Annotated in this window: 16 protein-coding genes and 3 pseudogenes; 6 read left to right on the forward strand and 13 right to left on the reverse strand. The window is 69.0% G+C overall.

Features of this window, described 5'->3' with window-relative positions; all coding sequences use genetic code 11:
* Nucleotides 1-303 precede the first annotated feature (303 nt).
* On the reverse strand, nucleotides 304-1,791 hold the full coding sequence (locus tag LXN57_RS36845) for an ATP-dependent 6-phosphofructokinase (RefSeq protein ID WP_251802846.1): 1,488 nt from the start codon (nucleotides 1,789-1,791) through the stop codon (nucleotides 304-306).
* Nucleotides 1,792-1,860: 69 nt separating this feature from the next.
* Here LXN57_RS36845 and LXN57_RS36855 point away from each other — a divergent pair, with 69 nt between their 5' ends.
* Nucleotides 1,861-2,220 (forward strand): recombinase family protein, encoded by a 360-nt coding sequence (locus tag LXN57_RS36855; RefSeq protein WP_251802847.1) that lies wholly within the window; start codon nucleotides 1,861-1,863, stop codon nucleotides 2,218-2,220.
* 79 nt (nucleotides 2,221-2,299) lie between these two features.
* Here the strand turns inward: LXN57_RS36855 and LXN57_RS36860 are convergent, their stop codons facing one another.
* A complete protein-coding gene (locus LXN57_RS36860; RefSeq protein WP_251802848.1) occupies nucleotides 2,300-3,121 on the reverse strand; it encodes an Ltp family lipoprotein in 822 nt (273 codons plus the stop codon).
* 534 nt (nucleotides 3,122-3,655) lie between these two features.
* On the opposite strand from LXN57_RS36860, the gene LXN57_RS36865 reads away from it, so the two are divergent.
* Nucleotides 3,656-4,207 carry an EF-hand domain-containing protein gene (locus LXN57_RS36865; RefSeq protein WP_251802849.1) on the forward strand — a complete coding sequence of 184 codons (552 nt, stop codon included), beginning with the start codon at nucleotides 3,656-3,658 and terminating at the stop codon, nucleotides 4,205-4,207.
* Nucleotides 4,208-4,453: 246 nt separating this feature from the next.
* Here the strand turns inward: LXN57_RS36865 and LXN57_RS36870 are convergent.
* From LXN57_RS36870 to LXN57_RS36895, 5 genes and pseudogenes are all read right to left on the reverse strand, one after another.
* Nucleotides 4,454-4,561, reverse strand: a pseudogene (locus LXN57_RS36870) (winged helix-turn-helix domain-containing protein); the annotation flags it as partial.
* Between the two features lie 55 nt (nucleotides 4,562-4,616).
* Nucleotides 4,617-7,685, reverse strand: coding sequence for an EAL domain-containing protein (locus LXN57_RS36875; RefSeq protein ID WP_251802851.1), 3,069 nt, complete (start codon nucleotides 7,683-7,685; stop codon nucleotides 4,617-4,619).
* Nucleotides 7,686-8,135: 450 nt separating this feature from the next.
* Nucleotides 8,136-8,378 (reverse strand): hypothetical protein, encoded by a 243-nt coding sequence (locus LXN57_RS36885; protein WP_251802852.1) that lies wholly within the window; start codon nucleotides 8,376-8,378, stop codon nucleotides 8,136-8,138.
* Entirely contained in the window at nucleotides 8,369-8,713 is a 345-nt protein-coding gene (locus tag LXN57_RS36890; RefSeq protein ID WP_251802853.1) for a hypothetical protein, read from the reverse strand. The genes LXN57_RS36885 and LXN57_RS36890 overlap by 10 nt, the downstream gene beginning before the upstream one ends.
* 399 nt (nucleotides 8,714-9,112) lie before the next feature.
* Entirely contained in the window at nucleotides 9,113-10,012 is a 900-nt protein-coding gene (locus LXN57_RS36895) for a hypothetical protein (protein ID WP_251802854.1), read from the reverse strand.
* A gap of 156 nt (nucleotides 10,013-10,168) precedes the next feature.
* Here LXN57_RS36895 and LXN57_RS36900 point away from each other — a divergent pair, with 156 nt between their 5' ends.
* Nucleotides 10,169-10,336 (forward strand): hypothetical protein, encoded by a 168-nt coding sequence (locus tag LXN57_RS36900; protein WP_251802855.1) that lies wholly within the window; start codon nucleotides 10,169-10,171, stop codon nucleotides 10,334-10,336.
* Between the two features lie 409 nt (nucleotides 10,337-10,745).
* Complete coding sequence (locus LXN57_RS36905) at nucleotides 10,746-10,937, forward strand: hypothetical protein (RefSeq protein ID WP_251802856.1); 192 nt, start codon at nucleotides 10,746-10,748, stop codon at nucleotides 10,935-10,937.
* Between the two features lie 425 nt (nucleotides 10,938-11,362).
* Here LXN57_RS36905 and LXN57_RS48415 read toward each other — a convergent pair whose 3' ends face one another.
* The 5 genes and pseudogenes from LXN57_RS48415 to LXN57_RS48420 form a co-directional block, all read right to left on the reverse strand.
* Nucleotides 11,363-11,506, reverse strand: coding sequence for a hypothetical protein (locus tag LXN57_RS48415; RefSeq protein WP_369077297.1), 144 nt, complete (start codon nucleotides 11,504-11,506; stop codon nucleotides 11,363-11,365).
* Entirely contained in the window at nucleotides 11,503-12,858 is a 1,356-nt protein-coding gene (locus LXN57_RS36910) for an MFS transporter (RefSeq protein WP_251802857.1), read from the reverse strand. The genes LXN57_RS48415 and LXN57_RS36910 overlap by 4 nt, the downstream gene beginning before the upstream one ends.
* Nucleotides 12,855-13,289 carry a rhodanese-like domain-containing protein gene (locus LXN57_RS36915; RefSeq protein WP_251802865.1) on the reverse strand — a complete coding sequence of 145 codons (435 nt, stop codon included), beginning with the start codon at nucleotides 13,287-13,289 and terminating at the stop codon, nucleotides 12,855-12,857. Before LXN57_RS36915 ends, LXN57_RS36910 begins: the two co-directional genes overlap by 4 nt.
* Nucleotides 13,290-13,306: 17 nt before the next feature.
* Nucleotides 13,307-13,552, reverse strand: a complete 246-nt coding sequence (locus LXN57_RS36920; protein ID WP_251802858.1) for a hypothetical protein — start codon at nucleotides 13,550-13,552, stop codon at nucleotides 13,307-13,309.
* Between the two features lie 388 nt (nucleotides 13,553-13,940).
* Nucleotides 13,941-14,198: pseudogene (locus tag LXN57_RS48420) on the reverse strand (MBL fold metallo-hydrolase); the annotation flags it as partial.
* Nucleotides 14,199-14,295: 97 nt separating this feature from the next.
* On the opposite strand from LXN57_RS48420, the gene LXN57_RS36930 reads away from it, so the two are divergent.
* Together LXN57_RS36930 and LXN57_RS36935 are read left to right on the forward strand one after the other, a co-directional pair.
* Nucleotides 14,296-14,952: an ArsR/SmtB family transcription factor gene (locus LXN57_RS36930; RefSeq protein ID WP_251802860.1), complete on the forward strand. Its 657-nt coding sequence runs from the start codon at nucleotides 14,296-14,298 to the stop codon at nucleotides 14,950-14,952.
* A gap of 94 nt (nucleotides 14,953-15,046) precedes the next feature.
* Nucleotides 15,047-15,460 carry a hypothetical protein gene (locus tag LXN57_RS36935; protein ID WP_251802861.1) on the forward strand — a complete coding sequence of 138 codons (414 nt, stop codon included), beginning with the start codon at nucleotides 15,047-15,049 and terminating at the stop codon, nucleotides 15,458-15,460.
* Between the two features lie 234 nt (nucleotides 15,461-15,694).
* Here the strand turns inward: LXN57_RS36935 and LXN57_RS36940 are convergent.
* Nucleotides 15,695-16,481: pseudogene (locus LXN57_RS36940) on the reverse strand (PP2C family protein-serine/threonine phosphatase).
* Between the last annotated feature and the right edge of the window lie 112 nt (nucleotides 16,482-16,593).

The raw sequence follows: 16,593 nt of genomic DNA on the forward strand, positions 1-16,593 counted from the left end.
CGGCGCGACGGTGGCCGAGTTCGTCCGGTCGCAGCCGGACGGCGCTCCCGAGTACCTGGTACGCGACGGCCGCGCCTACCGGGTGCTGACAGACTTTTTGATCACCACACCGGCGCGGGCTTCGAGGAACGACATGACGCCCTGTGCGGCGATGCCTGCGGCGAGCGCGCCACCCACTCGGAGCCTGATTCGCTGCAAGTGCCCCGCGCCAGGTGTACTGGTCATAGACCCGCCACGTCGACCAGATCTTCGCCGTTCTTTCGCCTGTCTCGTTCGTGAAGTGTATGCCTGCGATACGGAAACCTACGCTGCGGCGCGGTCCGGGATGGAGAACGACGTCGGCTGGCCCGTCGCCTCCAGCACAGACATCCACAGGTCGCCTCCGGGGTCGACCTGGTTCCTGGAGGCTACGGCCAGCGGTATCGGTACGTGCACGAACCGATTCCGCCAGCTGCCGACCACCATCTCGGTGCGGCCGGCCATCGCCGCGTGCACGGCCGCTTGAGCGAGACGCAGGCAATACACGCTGTCGTACGGGTTGGCGGGGACGCTGCGGATCACGTAGCTCGGGTCGATGTACTTGAGATTGATTTCCTGCCCGGCCGTCGCAAAGTCGGACAGGACACGGCCGCGCAAGTAGATGCCGAAGTCGCCGAGGAGCCGGTTGCCCGAGGCGTCCGCGCCGTCCGCCGCCAGGTACTCCTGGCCGGCGCCCTCGGCGACCACCACGAGCGCGTGCCCGCGTTCGCGTACGCGCCGCCGCAGGTGAGGCAGGAACCCGTCCAGATCGACCGGCACCTCGGGGATCAGCACGTAGTCGGCGTCGTTGTTGGCCAATGCCGCGTAGCAGGCGATGAATCCCGACTGCCGGCCCATCAGCCGTACCAGGCCAACGCCGCCGGGCTGGGCCGTGGCCTCGATGTGCGCGGCTCGGATCGACTCGGTCGCCTTGCCGAACGCGGTCTGGAACCCGAAGCTGTGCCCGATCCACGGGATGTCGTTGTCGATCGTCTTCGGCACGCCGACCACAGCGATCCGCCGTTCGCGGGTCGTGATCTCCTGGGCGATCCGCTGGGCTCCGCGCATCGAGCCGTCGCCACCGATCACAAACAGGATGTTCACGCCGAGGTGGTCGAGGCAGTCGACGATCTCGACCGGATCTTGGTTGCCGCGTGAGGTGCCGAGGATGGTCCCGCCGTGCTCGTTGATGTGCTGCACCCCGGCCGGCGTCAGCTCGAGAATGTCGTGCCCGTGCCGGGCGACCAGCCCGCGGTAGCCGTTGCGGAACCCGACGATACGCGACACGCCATAATGCGAAGTCAACTCCAGGACCAGCCCGCGGATCACGTCGTTGAGTCCCGGGCACAGTCCGCCGCAGGTCACAATGCCCACCCGGATCTTCGCCGGATCGAAGAAGATCTGGCGCCGCGGACCGCCGGGCTCAAACGACGGCGGCTTGCCGGTCCGCTCGCCCACCATGGCAAGGGTGTCGTCGAACAGCACGCGATCTGCCTCGTCGACGTAATGCTCGGTGGTGCCATGCCGATCGAGCAACCCTGGCAACGGTGAGTCGATCCGGCACTCGCCGAGCGTCCGCACCAGCAGATCCGCCGCCTCCACCATGGTCCGAAGACTAGGCGGCCAACGTTTCCGGTTGATGCCACGACGGGACGTAGCTCCGCCCACCGGCTTGCGCTCACGGCACGTGGGCAACACCGGAACCGCGGATTCAGGGGCTCGCTTCCCGACGTCTTCAGGAAGCCGGTGACCGGCACCACCAGGTGGCGCCACCAGTCGCGGCTCTTGTTGCGCACGAGGTTGTGGACCACCACGGCCACGTGCAGCGCGAGGAACGCGGTCATGGCGCCGAAGTTGACGAGCGAGGCCCTGAGACCCGCCCGCCACATCCAATGGATCTTCACGCAACGGCTGGCCGGCATCAGCGCCGCCGGGATCGCTCGCACCCTCAACTCGCTCGGTGTCGTCCCGCCGTCCGCTCACGACCGGACCCCGCAACCCGCACCGCACCGGTGCCGCCTGGACCCTGCGCACGGTCGCGGCGCCGCCGAACACTTCATCTCCGCACTCCGATGCCCCTACAAGCGGGCCGTCGCGGACGGGCTGATCGCCGAGGGAGACAACCCGGTCCTGGCACTGCCACCGATGCGCGATCGTCAGCGCCCTCACCCGTGCACGCACGCGGCCTCTCAACCGCGCTGATCGAGCTGTCTCGCCGTACATAGTCGTGCCGCGGCGTCAGCTATGGTTTCCCGACTGGCGGGTTGTTGGGCGGGGGGTCTTACAGGCCGACTTTCTTGGCGCCGTAGGTGGCCTGGGCGGTGGTGAAGCCCTCGAACTTGAGTTGCCTGATCAGCCCGGACCGGGAGAACGAGCTGGTGTCCAAGTAGTCCTGGGCCTTCTTGGCGGCCTGGTCGTTCCAGTCCGCTTTCTGGGCGTCCACGCCGACGGTGGCGTCCTTGGTGGAGAACCCCTCGAACTTGAGCTGCTTGATCAGCCCGGAGCGCGAGAAGGCCGTGTACGACAGGTAGTCGGCGGCCTTGTCGACCGCGTTCTCCTGGGAGACGGTCAGCTTCTTCTCAGGCTCGGGCTCGTCGACCGGCTCGGCGGGTGCTGCCGTGGTGGGCTTGGCGGCCTTCTTGGTGGCGGTCGGCGCGGCGGCAGCGGGCTTGGAGGTCGCCTGAGTCGTGGCGATGACACCGATCGTGTTATTTGCCTCGGGCTTGTCGCTGTTCCCACCCGCGAAAGCAGCGCCGACGCAGACCAGCAGGAGAAAGACACCACCGCCGATGAGGCCGAACTTCAGCTTCTGGCCGGTCTTCTTCTTGGGCTCGGGAACCAGCATCGGCGGCGGCCCGAACTGAGGCGGCTGCTGGCCGTACGGGGGCGGCTGCTGGCCGTACGGGGGCGGCTGCTGGCCGTACGGGGGCGGCTGCTGGGCGGCATACTGCGGGGGCTGCTGGCCGTACTGAGGAGGTGGTTGTTGGCCGTACTGAGGAGGCGGCTGCTGCCCGTACTGCAGCGGCGGCCCGTAGAGCTGTGGCGGCTGCTGGCCGTACTGGGGCTGGTGCGGGTCGTCCGGCGGCTGGAAAGGCGAACTCATGCGTGCTTCTCCTTGTGGCGCTTTATCACAGCGCCTTCACGAGGGCGGGTCGCTTCATCATTGGCGCGCCGGAGGGTCCGGTGATGTAGACGTCTGGCGCATGCCGCGTTTGGGGCCGTAAGCGTGCGGCTTCCAGTAACCGCTGCGGTACACCCGAACGGACAGCTTGCGACCTTCGCAGGCTTCGGTTTCTTAACCGCCCGGCGGGCTGGCGGCGCAGGTCGATGAGCTGGACGTCCTCGGGCTTCTTGCCGCAGTGAGGGCGCGCTGGTACCTACGTACCGCTATCAGGAGAGGGCAGGGCGAGGCCAGAACTGTAGACGACGGGCAGCGCCGAGCAAGGGCCTGCGCGGATCGCCCTGTTCGAGACCAGATCTCAGTTCGGCCGAAACCAAGGCCTCGCACTTCGGGACGTCGGCGTCGACCACCCCGGCGTCGGCGCCACCTCGAAGGAGGACTGCGTGGGGTGAACGCTCCGCTCGTCAATTCAGGGTAGGTTGCTAACAAATCATGCACCCGGAGGGGCCTGGGCAGATGACCGATGGCGCTGATGATCCGATCGCTGTGAAGCTGGGTTATCTGTTTGGGGCCAGCGACACCGACCGGGACGGATTTGTCGACTGGAACGACTATGAGCGGCTGATCGGTCGCTACCTGAGCGGATACGGCATCGTGGCGGAGGACCGCCGGGCGCATGCGCTGCGAGCCGCTTATCGGATGTACTGGTCGGAGCTGCTGCGGCAGGTGAACGGCATCGATCGGCTGTCGAAAGAGCAGTTCGTGGTTGCAAACAAGGCTGCGGGCGCCGACCGGAGCCGGTTCACCATGGCCGATGTGGTCCCACAGGCGGTCTTCGACGTGATGGACGCCGATGCGGACGACGCCATCAGCAAGCCGGAGTACAAGGTGTTCCTGCAGGCTTGGGGTGTATCGGACCTCGAAGCGCTGAACGTGTTCCTGGAATTGGACACCGATGACGACGGACGGATCAGCCGCGGAGAGTTCATCGGTGCGATCCGGGATTTCTTCACCTCGCCCGAGCTCGACTCGCCCGCCAGCCTCTTCTTCGGCCACATCGAACGCTGAATCGCCAGGGCCCCCGGAAGGGTGGCGGCTGGCTGGTGAACGCAGACTGTCGGCCACTTGCGACTCTCCGCGGTTCTCGTTGGTCTTACCGATGATGAGGCGCCCATCCGGCGCCACCACGTGGTCGAGAAGGTGGTGCACAAAGCCTTCACGGCGTCGGCGAGGCACGTACTCCAAGCCCGTGCGCACAAAATCGAAGCGCGGCGGCGGTTGCCAGCCGTAACAGCAGTCTCGTCGCGGGGCAGGTCACGGCGGGTCGAGGCGGTAGCCGAGCCCGCGTACGGAGATCAGGATGCGCGGGTGGCGCAGGTCGCCACCGAGCCGGTTGCGTAGCCGGCGGATGTGCACGTCGAGGGTGTTGGAGGTTCCTCACTGTGGCTCCAGATCAGCTGGTTGATCTGCTGTCGGGTCAGGACCCGGCCGGTGCGCCACCGACCCCGGCCGTGAAGAGCGACCCCGGCCGACGCACCAGGGGCTCGATCTCGTCGGCCGGCACCGGCCGGGAGAACAGATAGCCCTGGCCGTGCGTGCAGCCCAGCTCGCGGACCAGGGCGAGCTCCTCCTCGGTCTCGATGCCCTCGGCGATGACCTTGAGCTGAAGGTTGAGACCCATCGTGACGATCGTCCGCACGAGCTCTCGGCTGCGCGGGCTGCCGGCCAGGCGCGATACGAACGAACGGTCGATCTTCAGCGCGTCGAACGGCAGGTCGTGCAGCGCCTCCAGAGAGGAGTAGCCGGTGCCGAAGTCGTCGATGTGCACCTCGGCACCCATCGCGATGAGATCGGTGAGCGTGCGGGTGGCGTGCCGGGCGTCACGCATGATCACGCCCTCGGTGATCTCGACCGCCAGGCAGCTCGGATCGGCGTCGGCCGCAGCCAGCGCCTCCACCACGTCCTCGATCAGATTGCCGTGCCGGAACTGGCGGTCGGAGACGTTGACGCTCATCCGCATCGACTCGCGGCCGGGCAGACAGCGCCACGCCGCGATCTGCCGGCTGGCCGTACGCAGCACCCACGTACCGATCTTGGTGCCGAGGTCGCTCTCCTCGGCGATCGGCAGGAAGACCGGAGGCACCAGCAGGCCCCGGGTCGGGTGCCGCCAGCGCAGGAGCGCTTCCACCCCGGTCACCATGCCACTGTCCAGGGCCACGATCGGCTGGTAGAAGAGCTCTAGCTGGCCGTTGTCGATCGCGTGCCGCAGCTCCGCGCCGGTGCGCAGCCGGTCGAGCGCCGACGCGTGCATCGACGGCGCGAACAGCGCGTACGTGCGCTTGCCGCTGCTCTTGGCGAAGTACATGGCGGCGTCGGCGTCGCGCATCACCGCCTGCGTGTCGACGTAGCTGTCGGAACCGACCGCGATGCCGATGCTGGCCGTGACGGTGACGTCGGTGTCGCCCAGGCAGCAGGGTGCGGCCACGGCCACCTGCAGCCGCTCGGCCACCGCGCCCGGGGCCTCCGGCCCGGTGATGTCCTCGATCAGGACGGCGAACTCGTCGCCGCCGAGCCGGGCCGCCACCTCATTGGCCCGCAGCACCGCGGTGACCCGGCGGGACACCTCTTGGAGCAGCTGGTCGCCCGCCTCGTGGCCGAGGCTGTCGTTGACCACCTTGAAACCGTCCAGGTCGAGCAGGAGGACGGCGTAGCCGTATTCCTGCCGGCGCCGAGCCCGGTCCATCGCCAGCATCAGCCGGTCGCGGAACTGGCCGCGGTTGGGCAGCCCGGTCAGGTCGTCGTAGAGGGCGGCCCGCCGCAGCACTTCCTCCTGCTCGCGCAGGCTCTGGAGGACCGATTCGTGTTCCAGGGCGACGCTGAGCAGGGCCGCCCATTGGTTCATCGTCTCCCGGCCCTCGGCCAGTTCCCCCTGGACCGGCCCGACCAGGGCGAACATGCCCCAGTCGCCGTCGCCGACCTTGAGATGGGCGATGTAGATCATGTCGTCGGCGGCAGTGTTGGCCGTCGCCAGCAGGCCGGGCGGCGGAAACCGCTCGATGTTGATCCGGCCGCCGCCCGGGGTGGTGGTCCCGGCCGCCCGGTCGTAGGTCGCGATCACGTCGAGCGTACCGCCGGTGGCGTTGCGCTGGCCCGGCCACAGCCCCAGGCAGCCGGCGCGGATGTCAGTGGCCCGCAGCCACTCCAGCGAGCGCGGGTCCCGTTCCTGGCTGCGCAGCAGCTCCATGCTCACGGCGTACTGGGTGCCGAGCGCCGCCATGGCCGACCGGCCGCGTTCCGCCTCGCGCGACACCTGCGTGTGGGCCAGCACCACGAAGATCTGGTGCACGAGATCCTCGATCGGCCGGTGCACCGTGCGGTCGCCGCCGGCCGCGAGCCGCAGTGCCCGGCCATGGTCGCGGATCAGCCGCATCACGGCCACCGCGGCCTCGTAGTCCACCAGCCGGTGGGCGACCGGCAGCAGCATCCGGCGCAGCCCGGCACCGACCGGCGTGGGGAGACCCGAGGCGGCGTCGTCGAGTGTCGAGGCGATGCTCTCAACCGACATCTCGAATTCGGTCGTCCGCGCGTCGGAGGACGGGGACGGGGTTTCGCAGCCGACCACCGTACGGATCTCGGTCAGCAACCCCTCGGGGTCGGACCCGTCGTCGGAGTGCTCGGATGCCAGCGCCAGCGGGCCCGGGCAGCCGCACGATTCGCGGATCACCAGGTGCGCCGGCATCCGGTGCTCCTCGTCCGGGACCTGCTCGCCGTCCACCAGCCGCAGTGCGAGGTTCGCGGCCAGCCGGGCGATGTCGTCCAGCGGTTGCCGCAGGGTGGTCAGGCTGGGAATGATGGCGGCGCCGCCCATCATGTCGTCGAACCCGATCACGGCCTGGTCCGCGGGCAGCTGGCAGCCCATGGCGGTGAGCGCCCGCAGGACGCCGAAGGCGTTCTCGTCGTTGCCGCACAGCACCGCGGTCGACGGGAGCCCGGCCGCCAGCATCGCCTCGGCCGCCAGCTCTCCGCCCCTCTCCTGCATGCCACCGGTGTCGAAGTGCAGCCCCTCCGGATCGAGGCGGTGCTCGGCCATGACCTCGCGGTAGGCCTCATAGCGTTCCAGAGCGTCGGACTGGCCCAGGTGCCCGGCGAACGCGATCCGGCGGTGGCCGTGCTCGATCAGATGCCGCATCGCGGCGCGGATGCCCGGTTTATTGTCGGGCAGGACGATGGGGCAGCTCACCCCCTCGGGGCGTGCGCTGATCACAACGACGGGCCGTCCGGTCGCCTGGACCGCCCGGAGGTAGGCCGAGCTGGCACCGGTCAGCAACGTCACGAACCCGTCGATGTAGTCCCAGGCCACCCGGTGGGGAAAAGGCGGCGGGTCCTGGAAGTCCCGGTTGAAGGTGCCCGCGTCCAGCGTCTGGATCGCGATGATCCGGCCGCCGTGCGCCGCCACCTCGGCCTGGATGCCAGCCAAGAGCGCGCCGTAGTAGAAGCCGCCGAACGAGGTCGACAGCACACCTACGACCGGACCCTGTTTCCCCATGCAGCCCCTCCCAGCGCCGAGCGGACGTCCCCCCAGGCTAGAGCGGACAGCTCGACCTTTCCGGCGAATCGGGCGCGGGGCCAGGACCGCGGTCAGCCGGGCGAACCGGCGACGCCCGCGGCCTTCGTCGCCAACCGAACCTGCTTTTCACCGTGGCCGACGAGATGCTGGGCTCGGCCGCCGACGCCGAGGACGTGCTGCAGGAGACCTGGATCCGGTGGGCCGAGGCCGACCGGGTGCCAAGTGCGGGATTCCCGCGCTTACATGGTCCGCATCACCACCCGCCAGGCCCTGATGCGGCTGCGGTCTCTGCGCCGACGCCGGGAGACCTACGTCGGCCCGTGGCTGTTCATCGGGTGAACGCTGGTCGCCATCGACAACAGCCGCACCGTATTCACGATAACCAGGCAGCCAGGGCCACGATTGCGCTGTCGAGCCCCGCTGTAACTGTCAACGCGACATGGGAGCCTTCCCGTTGCAACGGCCCAGGGCACGGTCGATCAGTCCGTTTGCGGCGCCGAGATATTCCTCGGGACGCAGGGCGCTCGCCAGCTTCGCCCCGAGCAGCTCCTTGACGTCGCCGCCCTCCATGGTCACGCGGGCGAGCAACTTCTTCGCCGCCACCTTGCCCAGCTCCGGGGCCAGGACGGCGGCCAGACGCTCGGTGACGATCGCCGCGCCGGTCAGCGCCACGTTTCGTGCGCATCCGGTCCGGGAAGACGATCAGGCCCGACGTGAGCTCCGCGGCCGTCTCGGCGGAACCGGCGGCCACGCGCAACAGCTCGCGCAGCGGCTGCCTCAACTTTCGGCGCGGCCAAGTGGATGCAGGATTCGGTGTCGTGATGCCAGAAGTGGTGCATGGCCTTGGCGAGGCTGCGGGCCAGGGCCGGGTCGCGGGTTCCGCGGCTGAGCAGGTAGATGACGAGGTTGTCCTCGGTGGGGATGCCGTAGCGGTCGGCGAAGCGGGTCAGGCCTTCGGCCAGGAGCCGTCCGTAGTTCTCTGCCCGGATCTGGGCGACGAAGCTCATCTCGTGCTTTCGAGGTCTTCACCCCCCGAGGAAGGCGCCACCGAACACATCGGCCTCGACCATCTCCCCCACGTCAGCACCTTCATCGCCAACTGGGTGGCCGGCACTTTCGCGGCCCTGGCACGGGTAAGCGGAACCAGGCCAGCACACGGTGCCGGCGTGCTGAACCGGCGTGGTGCGGCATCCTTCTGGCAGCAAGCGCCACGGGCGCCCTAGCGGCGCTAGCATCGCACAGGTCTCCAGCAACCAGGCGATGCTCTTCGACTTCAGCGGGAGCAGGTCCAAGCCTTCCACATCGCGCCACCGGGGTACAGAAATCGGCGTGTTCTAGCAAGGGAAGATCAAGGCGGTGCGGATCGCCCTACCTGCGCACTTCAGAGCCGGCGCACCAGAAGCTCCTCAGCTACCCGGCTGACGGATTGCGGCGCCCGGATCGGTGCTCTGCTCAAGGGCCGTCCACCACTCCTCCAGCTCATCGACCCGGTTCTGGAGTGCGGCGTTCGCCGCCCGGGCCGTCGCCAGTTCCTCGGTCAGCGCACCGATCGGCCCCGAGGCGGTCAGGGCGTCGAGCCAGCCCGCGACCAGCCGATCCTCAGCGGCGACCCGGCGGAGTGCGGAGGCGACCACCTCCGGTGACAACTCAGCCACGAACTCTCTCGGAAGCGTGAGCAGGCGAGCGACCTCGCCGAGGCTCCGCGCGGCGCTCATCTGGCGCCGAAGGCGCTCGGCGGACGGCACCGCCGGTTCGGCCGGTGTCGCAGCCGCGATCGGCTTGGCGGGAGAAGGAGCGGGCTTCGACACAGGCGCGGGCGTAGGTGCCGGCTCCGGGTCAGGCTCGGCCTCTGACGGAAGTTCGGGAAGGTCGTCCCCCACCCAAGTGTAGGCCAGAGTGTCGCCCTTCTGCCGTCGGACGACATTTGGCCACTTGGGCAGAACCGCCAGCGCGCGGGGCCCGTGCCGGGCCCAGGTCTCGTTCCGCAGACCGAGCTCGGCCAGACGCTCCCGGATCTCCCGCACCTTCAGCGGGACCGACGACTCGGCCAACAGGTGGAGAACCACCGCGAGGGGCTCTTGGGCGAAGACGGCGTGGAACAGCCGGGAGTCGGAAAGAGCCAGAAAACGCAGCGAACCCCTCGTCGCGACGTGAACGCCGGCGCCCCGCGGGACAAGCTCTTCCTCATCGGTGTCATCCCACTTGACCTGATAGTTCGTCCCGTCATCCGCGAGGATCGATCCGGCTCGGGTACGGCGTACGCCGAACGAATCGGAAACCCGGACAAGACCCTGATCTGCGCTCACGAATGCGACTGTAATGGTTATCGTCGCAGCCGGGGCGCCGGCCGGAGCCAGCCCATCCTGGCCAGGCTCATCGGCCGTGTGCGCCCAGCGCCGGCTTGGCGGAACAACTCTGAGAGAAGATGGGCGCGCTCGCCGGCCGCCCGTACGGACAGATCGGTGAGCTTGTCACTCGGTTCGAGATCGAGCGTGAACGTGTGCCCGTCCCGGGGCTTCCTGGACGCGCTGCTGCCGCGGATGGGCATGGAGACCCGCCAGGCCACCCAACTGAGGGCCAACCAGCGCAAGTTTTTGCAGGAAGCGACCGAAAGGGCACTCGACAAGTGAATCTCGAACATGCCGCCGCCCTGACTCCATTCCTGGTGGTCCTCGCGCTGCCCGGCTGGAGTCTGTGGCGGATGGTCAGGGGGTCTGCGCGCCGGTGACCGGCGACGGCCGGCCTGGTTCGGCCATGCCACCTGGGCGTCGCTCTTCCTCATGGTGCTCGCCTGGCTGTGGGGGCTGGCCGTCGGGCCCGCCCTGCAGAGTCTGGAAGAGAAATGCTCGATCCGGCATCACCAGCCCTACGACGACGCGTACCACCAGGCCCACCACGACGAAATGCAATGCCGACTACGACCTGGTTCCGGCGTGGGTGAACCCGACGATCGTCGTGTTCTTCCTACTCCTCGTGGAGACCATCGCGGGCCTCGTCTGAACGTAGGCACACCGGTCGACCATGAAGGGAAACTCCCCCATGACGTCTGGCAAGATCTCCCGTCGCCGCCTCCTCACCGCTACGGCGACGGTCACCGGCGCCGCGGTGGCAACCCCGCTGCTGGCCGCCGGCCCCGCCCAGGCAGCCGCGGGCGGGCCCTCGGCGAACGGCTGGCCTGAACTCCCCAAGGCTCCCTGGCAACCCGTCGAGGCGGCGGACTGGTGCAGCTGACCGGCGGCGCCGCTGCACTGCTGCTCACCTATGTCGCCCGCCGCTTCCACTACGAGATCGATCAGCTGCGCGCCGGCGACCTGACCGGGTAACAGCTCCGGTCTTTTGGAGAGCGAGAAGGGCGTGGGGGTTCGACTCGATGCGAAGCAAACGCTTCTGACCGGAGCTGACCTGCGTTGGGTAAAGGCGTGTATCCAGATCGACACAAACAAATACCCATCCCATCCTATCTACCATCATTCCACTTCAGTAGCTTCACCGGAACCCCGCTCGGAAAGCTTCACCCGGGCGGGGTTCTTCTTGCTCGAATCCGAGCTCTGGCGAGTGGATACTCGGCGACTTCAAAAGGGCTCCTCATCGCCAGCGGCCGAGGGGCGGGATGGTGACATCGATGCCGTGCAGGCGGCGCAGGACGTGGCAGGTTGCTAACACGGCGGGATGCTCGGTGCCTGGGTGATCACCTGCCGACGTTGTTCGGGTGCGGCGAGGAGGGTGCCGCGGATGGCGAGGTTGTCGGCCTCGGACCCGGAGCCGGTGAACACGATCCCGGCCGGGTCGGTGCCGATCAGCGCCGCGACTTGCGTCCTCGCGGTGGCGAGTGAGGTAGATCGGCTCGCCGTCCAGGCCGGGAAGGGTGCTCATCCTCGATGTTCCACGGGGTGGGTGCTGGTTGGCGTAGGTGGGTTTCGTACATGCGGATCGCGACGATGATGCCGGAGGCGGCGGTGAGCGCGGCGATGAGCCAGATGGCCGCGCGCAGGCCGAGCAGGTCGGCGGTGATGCCGGCGATCAGGGCGCCGATGGCGTAGCCGAGGTCGCGCCAGAGGCGGTAGGCGCCGACGGCGCGGGCGCGCCAGGTGGGGTGGGCGACGTCGCCGATGACGGCGAGCAGGACGGGGTAGACCATGGCAGTGCCGGCGCCCATCAGGACGGCGGCGATCACCCACACGGTGAAGCCGGTGGTGGCGGCGACCAGCGCGATCCCGGCGGCTTGCAGCAGCATCCCGGCGACGATGAGCCGTTTGCGGCCCCATCGATCGGATAGGCCGCCGGTGGCCATCTGCCCGAACCCCCATACGGCGGGATAGAGGGCGACCAGGACGCCGATGCGGGCGATGCCGAGGCCGGAGGTGGCGAACAGGATGGGGAACAGGCCCCAGGCGAGGCTGTCGTTGAGGTTGTTGACCAGCCCGGCTTGGCTGGCCGAGGAGAGGGCCTTCTCGCGGAAGCTGGTGAGGGTGAAGATCTGCCGTCCGGTCAGTGCGTCGTGGTGATCGCCGTTGGTCGGGGTGTGGGTACGGGCTTCATGGATGGCGTGGTGGCGGGTCTCTTTGACGAACACCGTCGACAGGCCCAACCCGAGTGCGGCGAAGGTGAGGCCGAGCAGGAACGGTGCCGGGCGCAGGCCGTGGTCGGCGGCGAGCCAGCCGGTCGCGGCGGAGGTGGCGGCGACGGCGAGGTAGCCGGCGGCCTCGTTGAAGCCCATGGCCAGGCCGCGCCGGTCGGGGCCGACGAGGTCGATTTTCATGATGATGGTGGTGGACCAGGTCAGGCCCTGGTTGACGCCGAGCAGGACGTTCGCGGCGATGACCCACCACCAGGACGGTGCCCAGATCAGCAGCAGGGGTACGGGCAGGCCGATCAGCCATCCAGCGATCAGGATCGGTTTGCGGCCGTAGCGGTCCGAGAGTGCGCCGGCCGCCAGGTTCGTCAGGGCCTTGGTGACGCCGAACGCGACGATGAAGGTCAGCGAGGCGGTGAACGCGGCGAGGCCGAACACCTGGTCGGCGAGCAGCGGCAGGACCGTGCGTTCCTGGCCGATCATCCCGCCGACCAGGGCGTTGACCGCGACCAGGAGGACGAACTGGGGCAGATTCTGGCGCAGCCCCAGCCGCAGCGGCGCCGGTGTCGAGGAGGTCATCGGCCGGTGTCCAGGGTGCGGCCGGTGGCTGCGGCCCAGTCGTGGGCGCCTCCGGCGAGGATGGCCACGTCGGTGTGGCCGGCGCGTTCGAGCAGACTGGCCCCGGTGGCGGCGCGTTCGCCGTGTCCGCACATCACCGTCACCGGTCCGCGTGGCAGGTCGCGGGCGTGTTCGGTCAGGTCGCCGAGTTCGATCAGGTGCGCGCCGGGTAGGTGCCCGGTGGTGGTCTCGCTGGCCTGGCGTACGTCGCTCGCGTGGGTGGCGTCCATCTGCGCCGCCTTCACGATCCGTGCCGTGGCGACCTGTTCGCCGGCGGCCGACCAGGCCGGGAGTCCACCCTCGAGTTCCCCGGTGATCGTGGTGTGGCCGACGGTCAGGGCGGGCCACAGGATGTCGGCGGGGTCCTGGCCGGGGTCGCGCACGATGATCATCGGCACGTCGGGCGGGATCAGCCAGCCGAGCCAGGTGGCGTACTGGGCGCGCAGCGGGATGGAGACCGAGCCGGGGAGGTCCCGGCGGAGTAGTCGCGTATCGGTCGGACGTCGACCGCGATCGCGTCGTCGCCGAGCAGGCGCCGCACCGCTGCGACGTCGAGGGGTGTGAGCAGCGGTGCGGTGGTGACAAGGCGCCCGTGCCGGTTGAGTTCGCCGAGCCGGTCGAAGTACGCCGGGTAGGAGCCGAGACTGTCGATCAACTGCCGGGCGAAGGTGTCGGCGTCGGGGGCGGCCAGCAGTGGGTTGGTCTTCTTTTGCTCGCCGATGGTGGAGGTGCGGGCGGCGCCGGGTGGGGCGGAGCAGAACGACCCGGCGCCGTGGGTGGGCCACCCGGCCGTGGTGTCAGCCAGGGCGGTGAGCCGCTGGAGCGAGCCGTACTAGGCGCGGGCCAGGTCTTCGGTGCGGTCGGGGCTGATCAGGTCGGTGCGCGCAGCGGCCCCCACGATCAGCGAGCCGCCGGTGAACACCCCGATCTCCCGATCGCTGTCCAGGAGCACGAACGACAGGTGCTCCAGGGTGTGCCCGGGGGGTGGCCAGCGCGCGCAGGGTGAGCCCGCCGAGGTCGACCTCGGCGCCGTCATCGAGGCGGGTGTGGTCGAAGGTGCGCTGCCCGGCGGCCGACGCCAGAATCCGGGTGCCGTGGTCGTGCGCGAGTTGGCGGGCGCCGGACAGGAAATCGGCGTGCAGGTGGGTCTCGGCCGCGTACGCGATCCGCAGGCCGTGTCTGGCCGCAGCGGCCTCAGCCAGGCGTAAATCCAGCGAGGGGTCGACCGCCAAAGCGCGGCCGTCGCCAAGGTCGAACAGGTACGCCGAGTTGCCGAGTCCCTCGTCAACCAGCGGGATCATTCTCTTGTCCACGTCTGCTCACACCTTTCCCGGGTGGGTGGCGACGGCCCACCTCCATCTTCTACAATATTCCATAGATCTTTGGAGGATGATGGCTGTGGGTGACCGCCAGCACAAGAACGCGTTGTTCGACCAGTTCGCGCGGGTCGGCAAGGCTCTCGCCTCGGGCAAGCGCCTGGAACTGCTCGATCTGCTCGCCCAGGGCGAGCGCGATGTCGCCTCGCTGGCCGCAGCGGCGGATCTCGGGATGACCAGTGCTTCGGCGCACCTTCAGACGCTGCGTCAGGCGAACCTGGTCACGACGCGCCGCGATGGCACCCGCGTGCTGTATTCGCTGGCCGGGTGCGACGTCGCCGACCTGTTCGCCCGGCTTCGAGACGTCGCCCAGTCGCACCTGCCCGACGTCGAAGCCGCCCGCGCCGCGTATCTCGGTGCGGACGGCGGCCAGCCGGTGACCCGCGACGAGTTGCACCGGCTGGCTAGGTCCGCTGCGGTGACCGTGCTGGACGTGCGCCCGCGCGAGGAGTACGCCGCCGGGCACATCCCCGGGGCGGTGAGCATCCCCCTGGACGAACTCGCCGCCCGGCTCGCCGAACTGTCTCCCGACGGCCGGATCGTCGCCTACTGCCGAGGCGCGTACTGCGTGCTCGCCCACGACGCCGTCCGGCTACTGCAAGCACACGGCCGCGACGCGACAAGGCTGACCGACGGCATGCTCGAATGGCGCCTCGCCGACCTGCCCGTCGCCGCCTGAACCGACTCGGTTCGCATCCCTGCCGCCAAGGAGCGCAGATGCGCGTGCACCACCTCGACGATCCGCGGGCGTCCACCCGACCCGAATGCCTCACGTGTTGGACGTTCGCGGTCTGCTCTGCGTGCAGGTGTTGCTGCGGCTGCGGCCCGTCGTCGAGGTCGCTACCGGCGCGGACCTGGCCTGGCGAGTCGGAGCCAACGTCTCACTCCGGCACCTGCGCTGGCTGGCCGACGGCTCCTACCAAGCGCTGATCTTCAAGCCCGGCCTGTCCGCCGGGCGCCGGGACCGTCTAGTCGAACAGGCCCGCACCGGCCAGGACGTCCCCGCCGACCTCGCCCGCGAAGTGCGGATGCACGAGTACACGGTCCCCGACCGCAACCCCGACGGTGAACTCATCGTGGTGGTCACCACCCTCACCGATCCGATCGAGGTCCGATCGGGACCCTGGCGGCGGGGTCACACACGGGTTCGGCGAACATCAGGCAACTCCAGCATCGTGCGGGCGTGATCCCCTCACCGCTAAAGGCGTGGCTCTCAGGTTAACCCCGCACGGTGGGTCGGCCACCGCTCGACGCCACATGCCTCGGACGCGGTAGCGAGCCTTCCCTCTTGGTCGGAGCGGTCCAGTACGCCGCCCGTTGCCGTAAGGATTGTCAACCGGCCCTCGCCGCAGCCGACGGTGCGGGGTGATGTCCGCGCGTGTCATTGCCTTCTTAACCGCTCCCATTGTGGACCAGCGTCGTCACGGCTCGAGCAGGTGTGCGGCAGGCGGTGTGAACAGCTCGAAGTCCGAGTGCGGCGGGGCCGGGCTGCGCCAGTCGGCGAGCAGGATAGTGGCGTCGTCCTGCAGCCGGTCGTCCTGATAGCGCAGGATCGCGTGGACCAGCCGCCGGGCGGATTCCGGGGCCGGCAGCTGGTCGGCGGCGGCCTTGAGGGCGAAGTCGATGAGCCGGTCGGTGCCGAACTGCTCGCCCTGCGCCGAGCGGGCCTCGAGATGCCGTCGGTGTAGAGCAGGAGCCGGTCCCCCGGCTCGAGTGCCTCTTCCACCACGACCGGCGGCCGCTTGTCACCGAGGGTTACCGGCAGGGCGGTAGGGGTGGGCAGGACCTTGACCACCCGTCCTTGACGGATGACCATCCCGCTGGGGTGACCCGCGAGATGACCCGCAGGACCCCGGTCTGCTGGTCGATCTCTGCCAGCACCGCCGTGATCAAGCCGTACCGGTCGTGGGTGCGGACCGCCGAGTCGATGTGGTGGTAGGTGTCGACGAGATCCATCCGGGCGCGGCGGGCGTTGCGGTAGGACGCCAGCGCCAGTGAGGCCAGCATGACCGCACGCATCCCGCCCGCCGAGCCGTGCCCGGCGGCGTCGAACAACGCCAGGTGGGCGGTTTCGCCGTTGACGGCGTAGTCGAAGGCGTCGCCGCCCACGTCGTAGCAGGGCTCCAGGACGCCGCTGATCATCAGATGGCCGGTGGAGAACGACAACGGCGGCAGCTGCGCCCGCAACACCTCGGCCGCCAAGCGCATGGGTTCGCGGCGGCGGACCTGCTCGATGGTGTCGCTGATGGCGCTTCCTGAAACTCCCCACTTCTGCTAGATCAACTTCCTCACTTGGGTGATCCCTGGACGGTTCGTGTGG

Source organism: Paractinoplanes hotanensis, from assembly GCF_023717965.1.
In the GTDB taxonomy this organism is placed as follows: domain Bacteria; phylum Actinomycetota; class Actinomycetes; order Mycobacteriales; family Micromonosporaceae; genus Actinoplanes; species Actinoplanes polyasparticus.

Bases quoted from the DNA above. Each gene is read 5' to 3' on its own strand.
- LXN57_RS36855 (WP_251802847.1), top strand. From the start codon at position 1,861: ATGGCGCCGAAGTTGACGAGCGAGGCCCTGAGACCCGCCCGCCACATC.
- LXN57_RS36860 (WP_251802848.1), bottom strand. From the start codon at position 3,121: ATGAGTTCGCCTTTCCAGCCGCCGGACGACCCGCACCAGCCCCAGTAC.
- LXN57_RS36865 (WP_251802849.1), top strand. From the start codon at position 3,656: ATGACCGATGGCGCTGATGATCCGATCGCTGTGAAGCTGGGTTATCTG.
- LXN57_RS36875 (WP_251802851.1), bottom strand. From the start codon at position 7,685: ATGGGGAAACAGGGTCCGGTCGTAGGTGTGCTGTCGACCTCGTTCGGC.
- LXN57_RS36890 (WP_251802853.1), bottom strand. From the start codon at position 8,713: ATGAGCTTCGTCGCCCAGATCCGGGCAGAGAACTACGGACGGCTCCTG.
- LXN57_RS36905 (WP_251802856.1), top strand. From the start codon at position 10,746: ATGACGTCTGGCAAGATCTCCCGTCGCCGCCTCCTCACCGCTACGGCG.
- LXN57_RS36910 (WP_251802857.1), bottom strand. From the start codon at position 12,858: ATGACCTCCTCGACACCGGCGCCGCTGCGGCTGGGGCTGCGCCAGAAT.
- LXN57_RS36915 (WP_251802865.1), bottom strand. From the start codon at position 13,289: ATGATCATCGTGCGCGACCCCGGCCAGGACCCCGCCGACATCCTGTGG.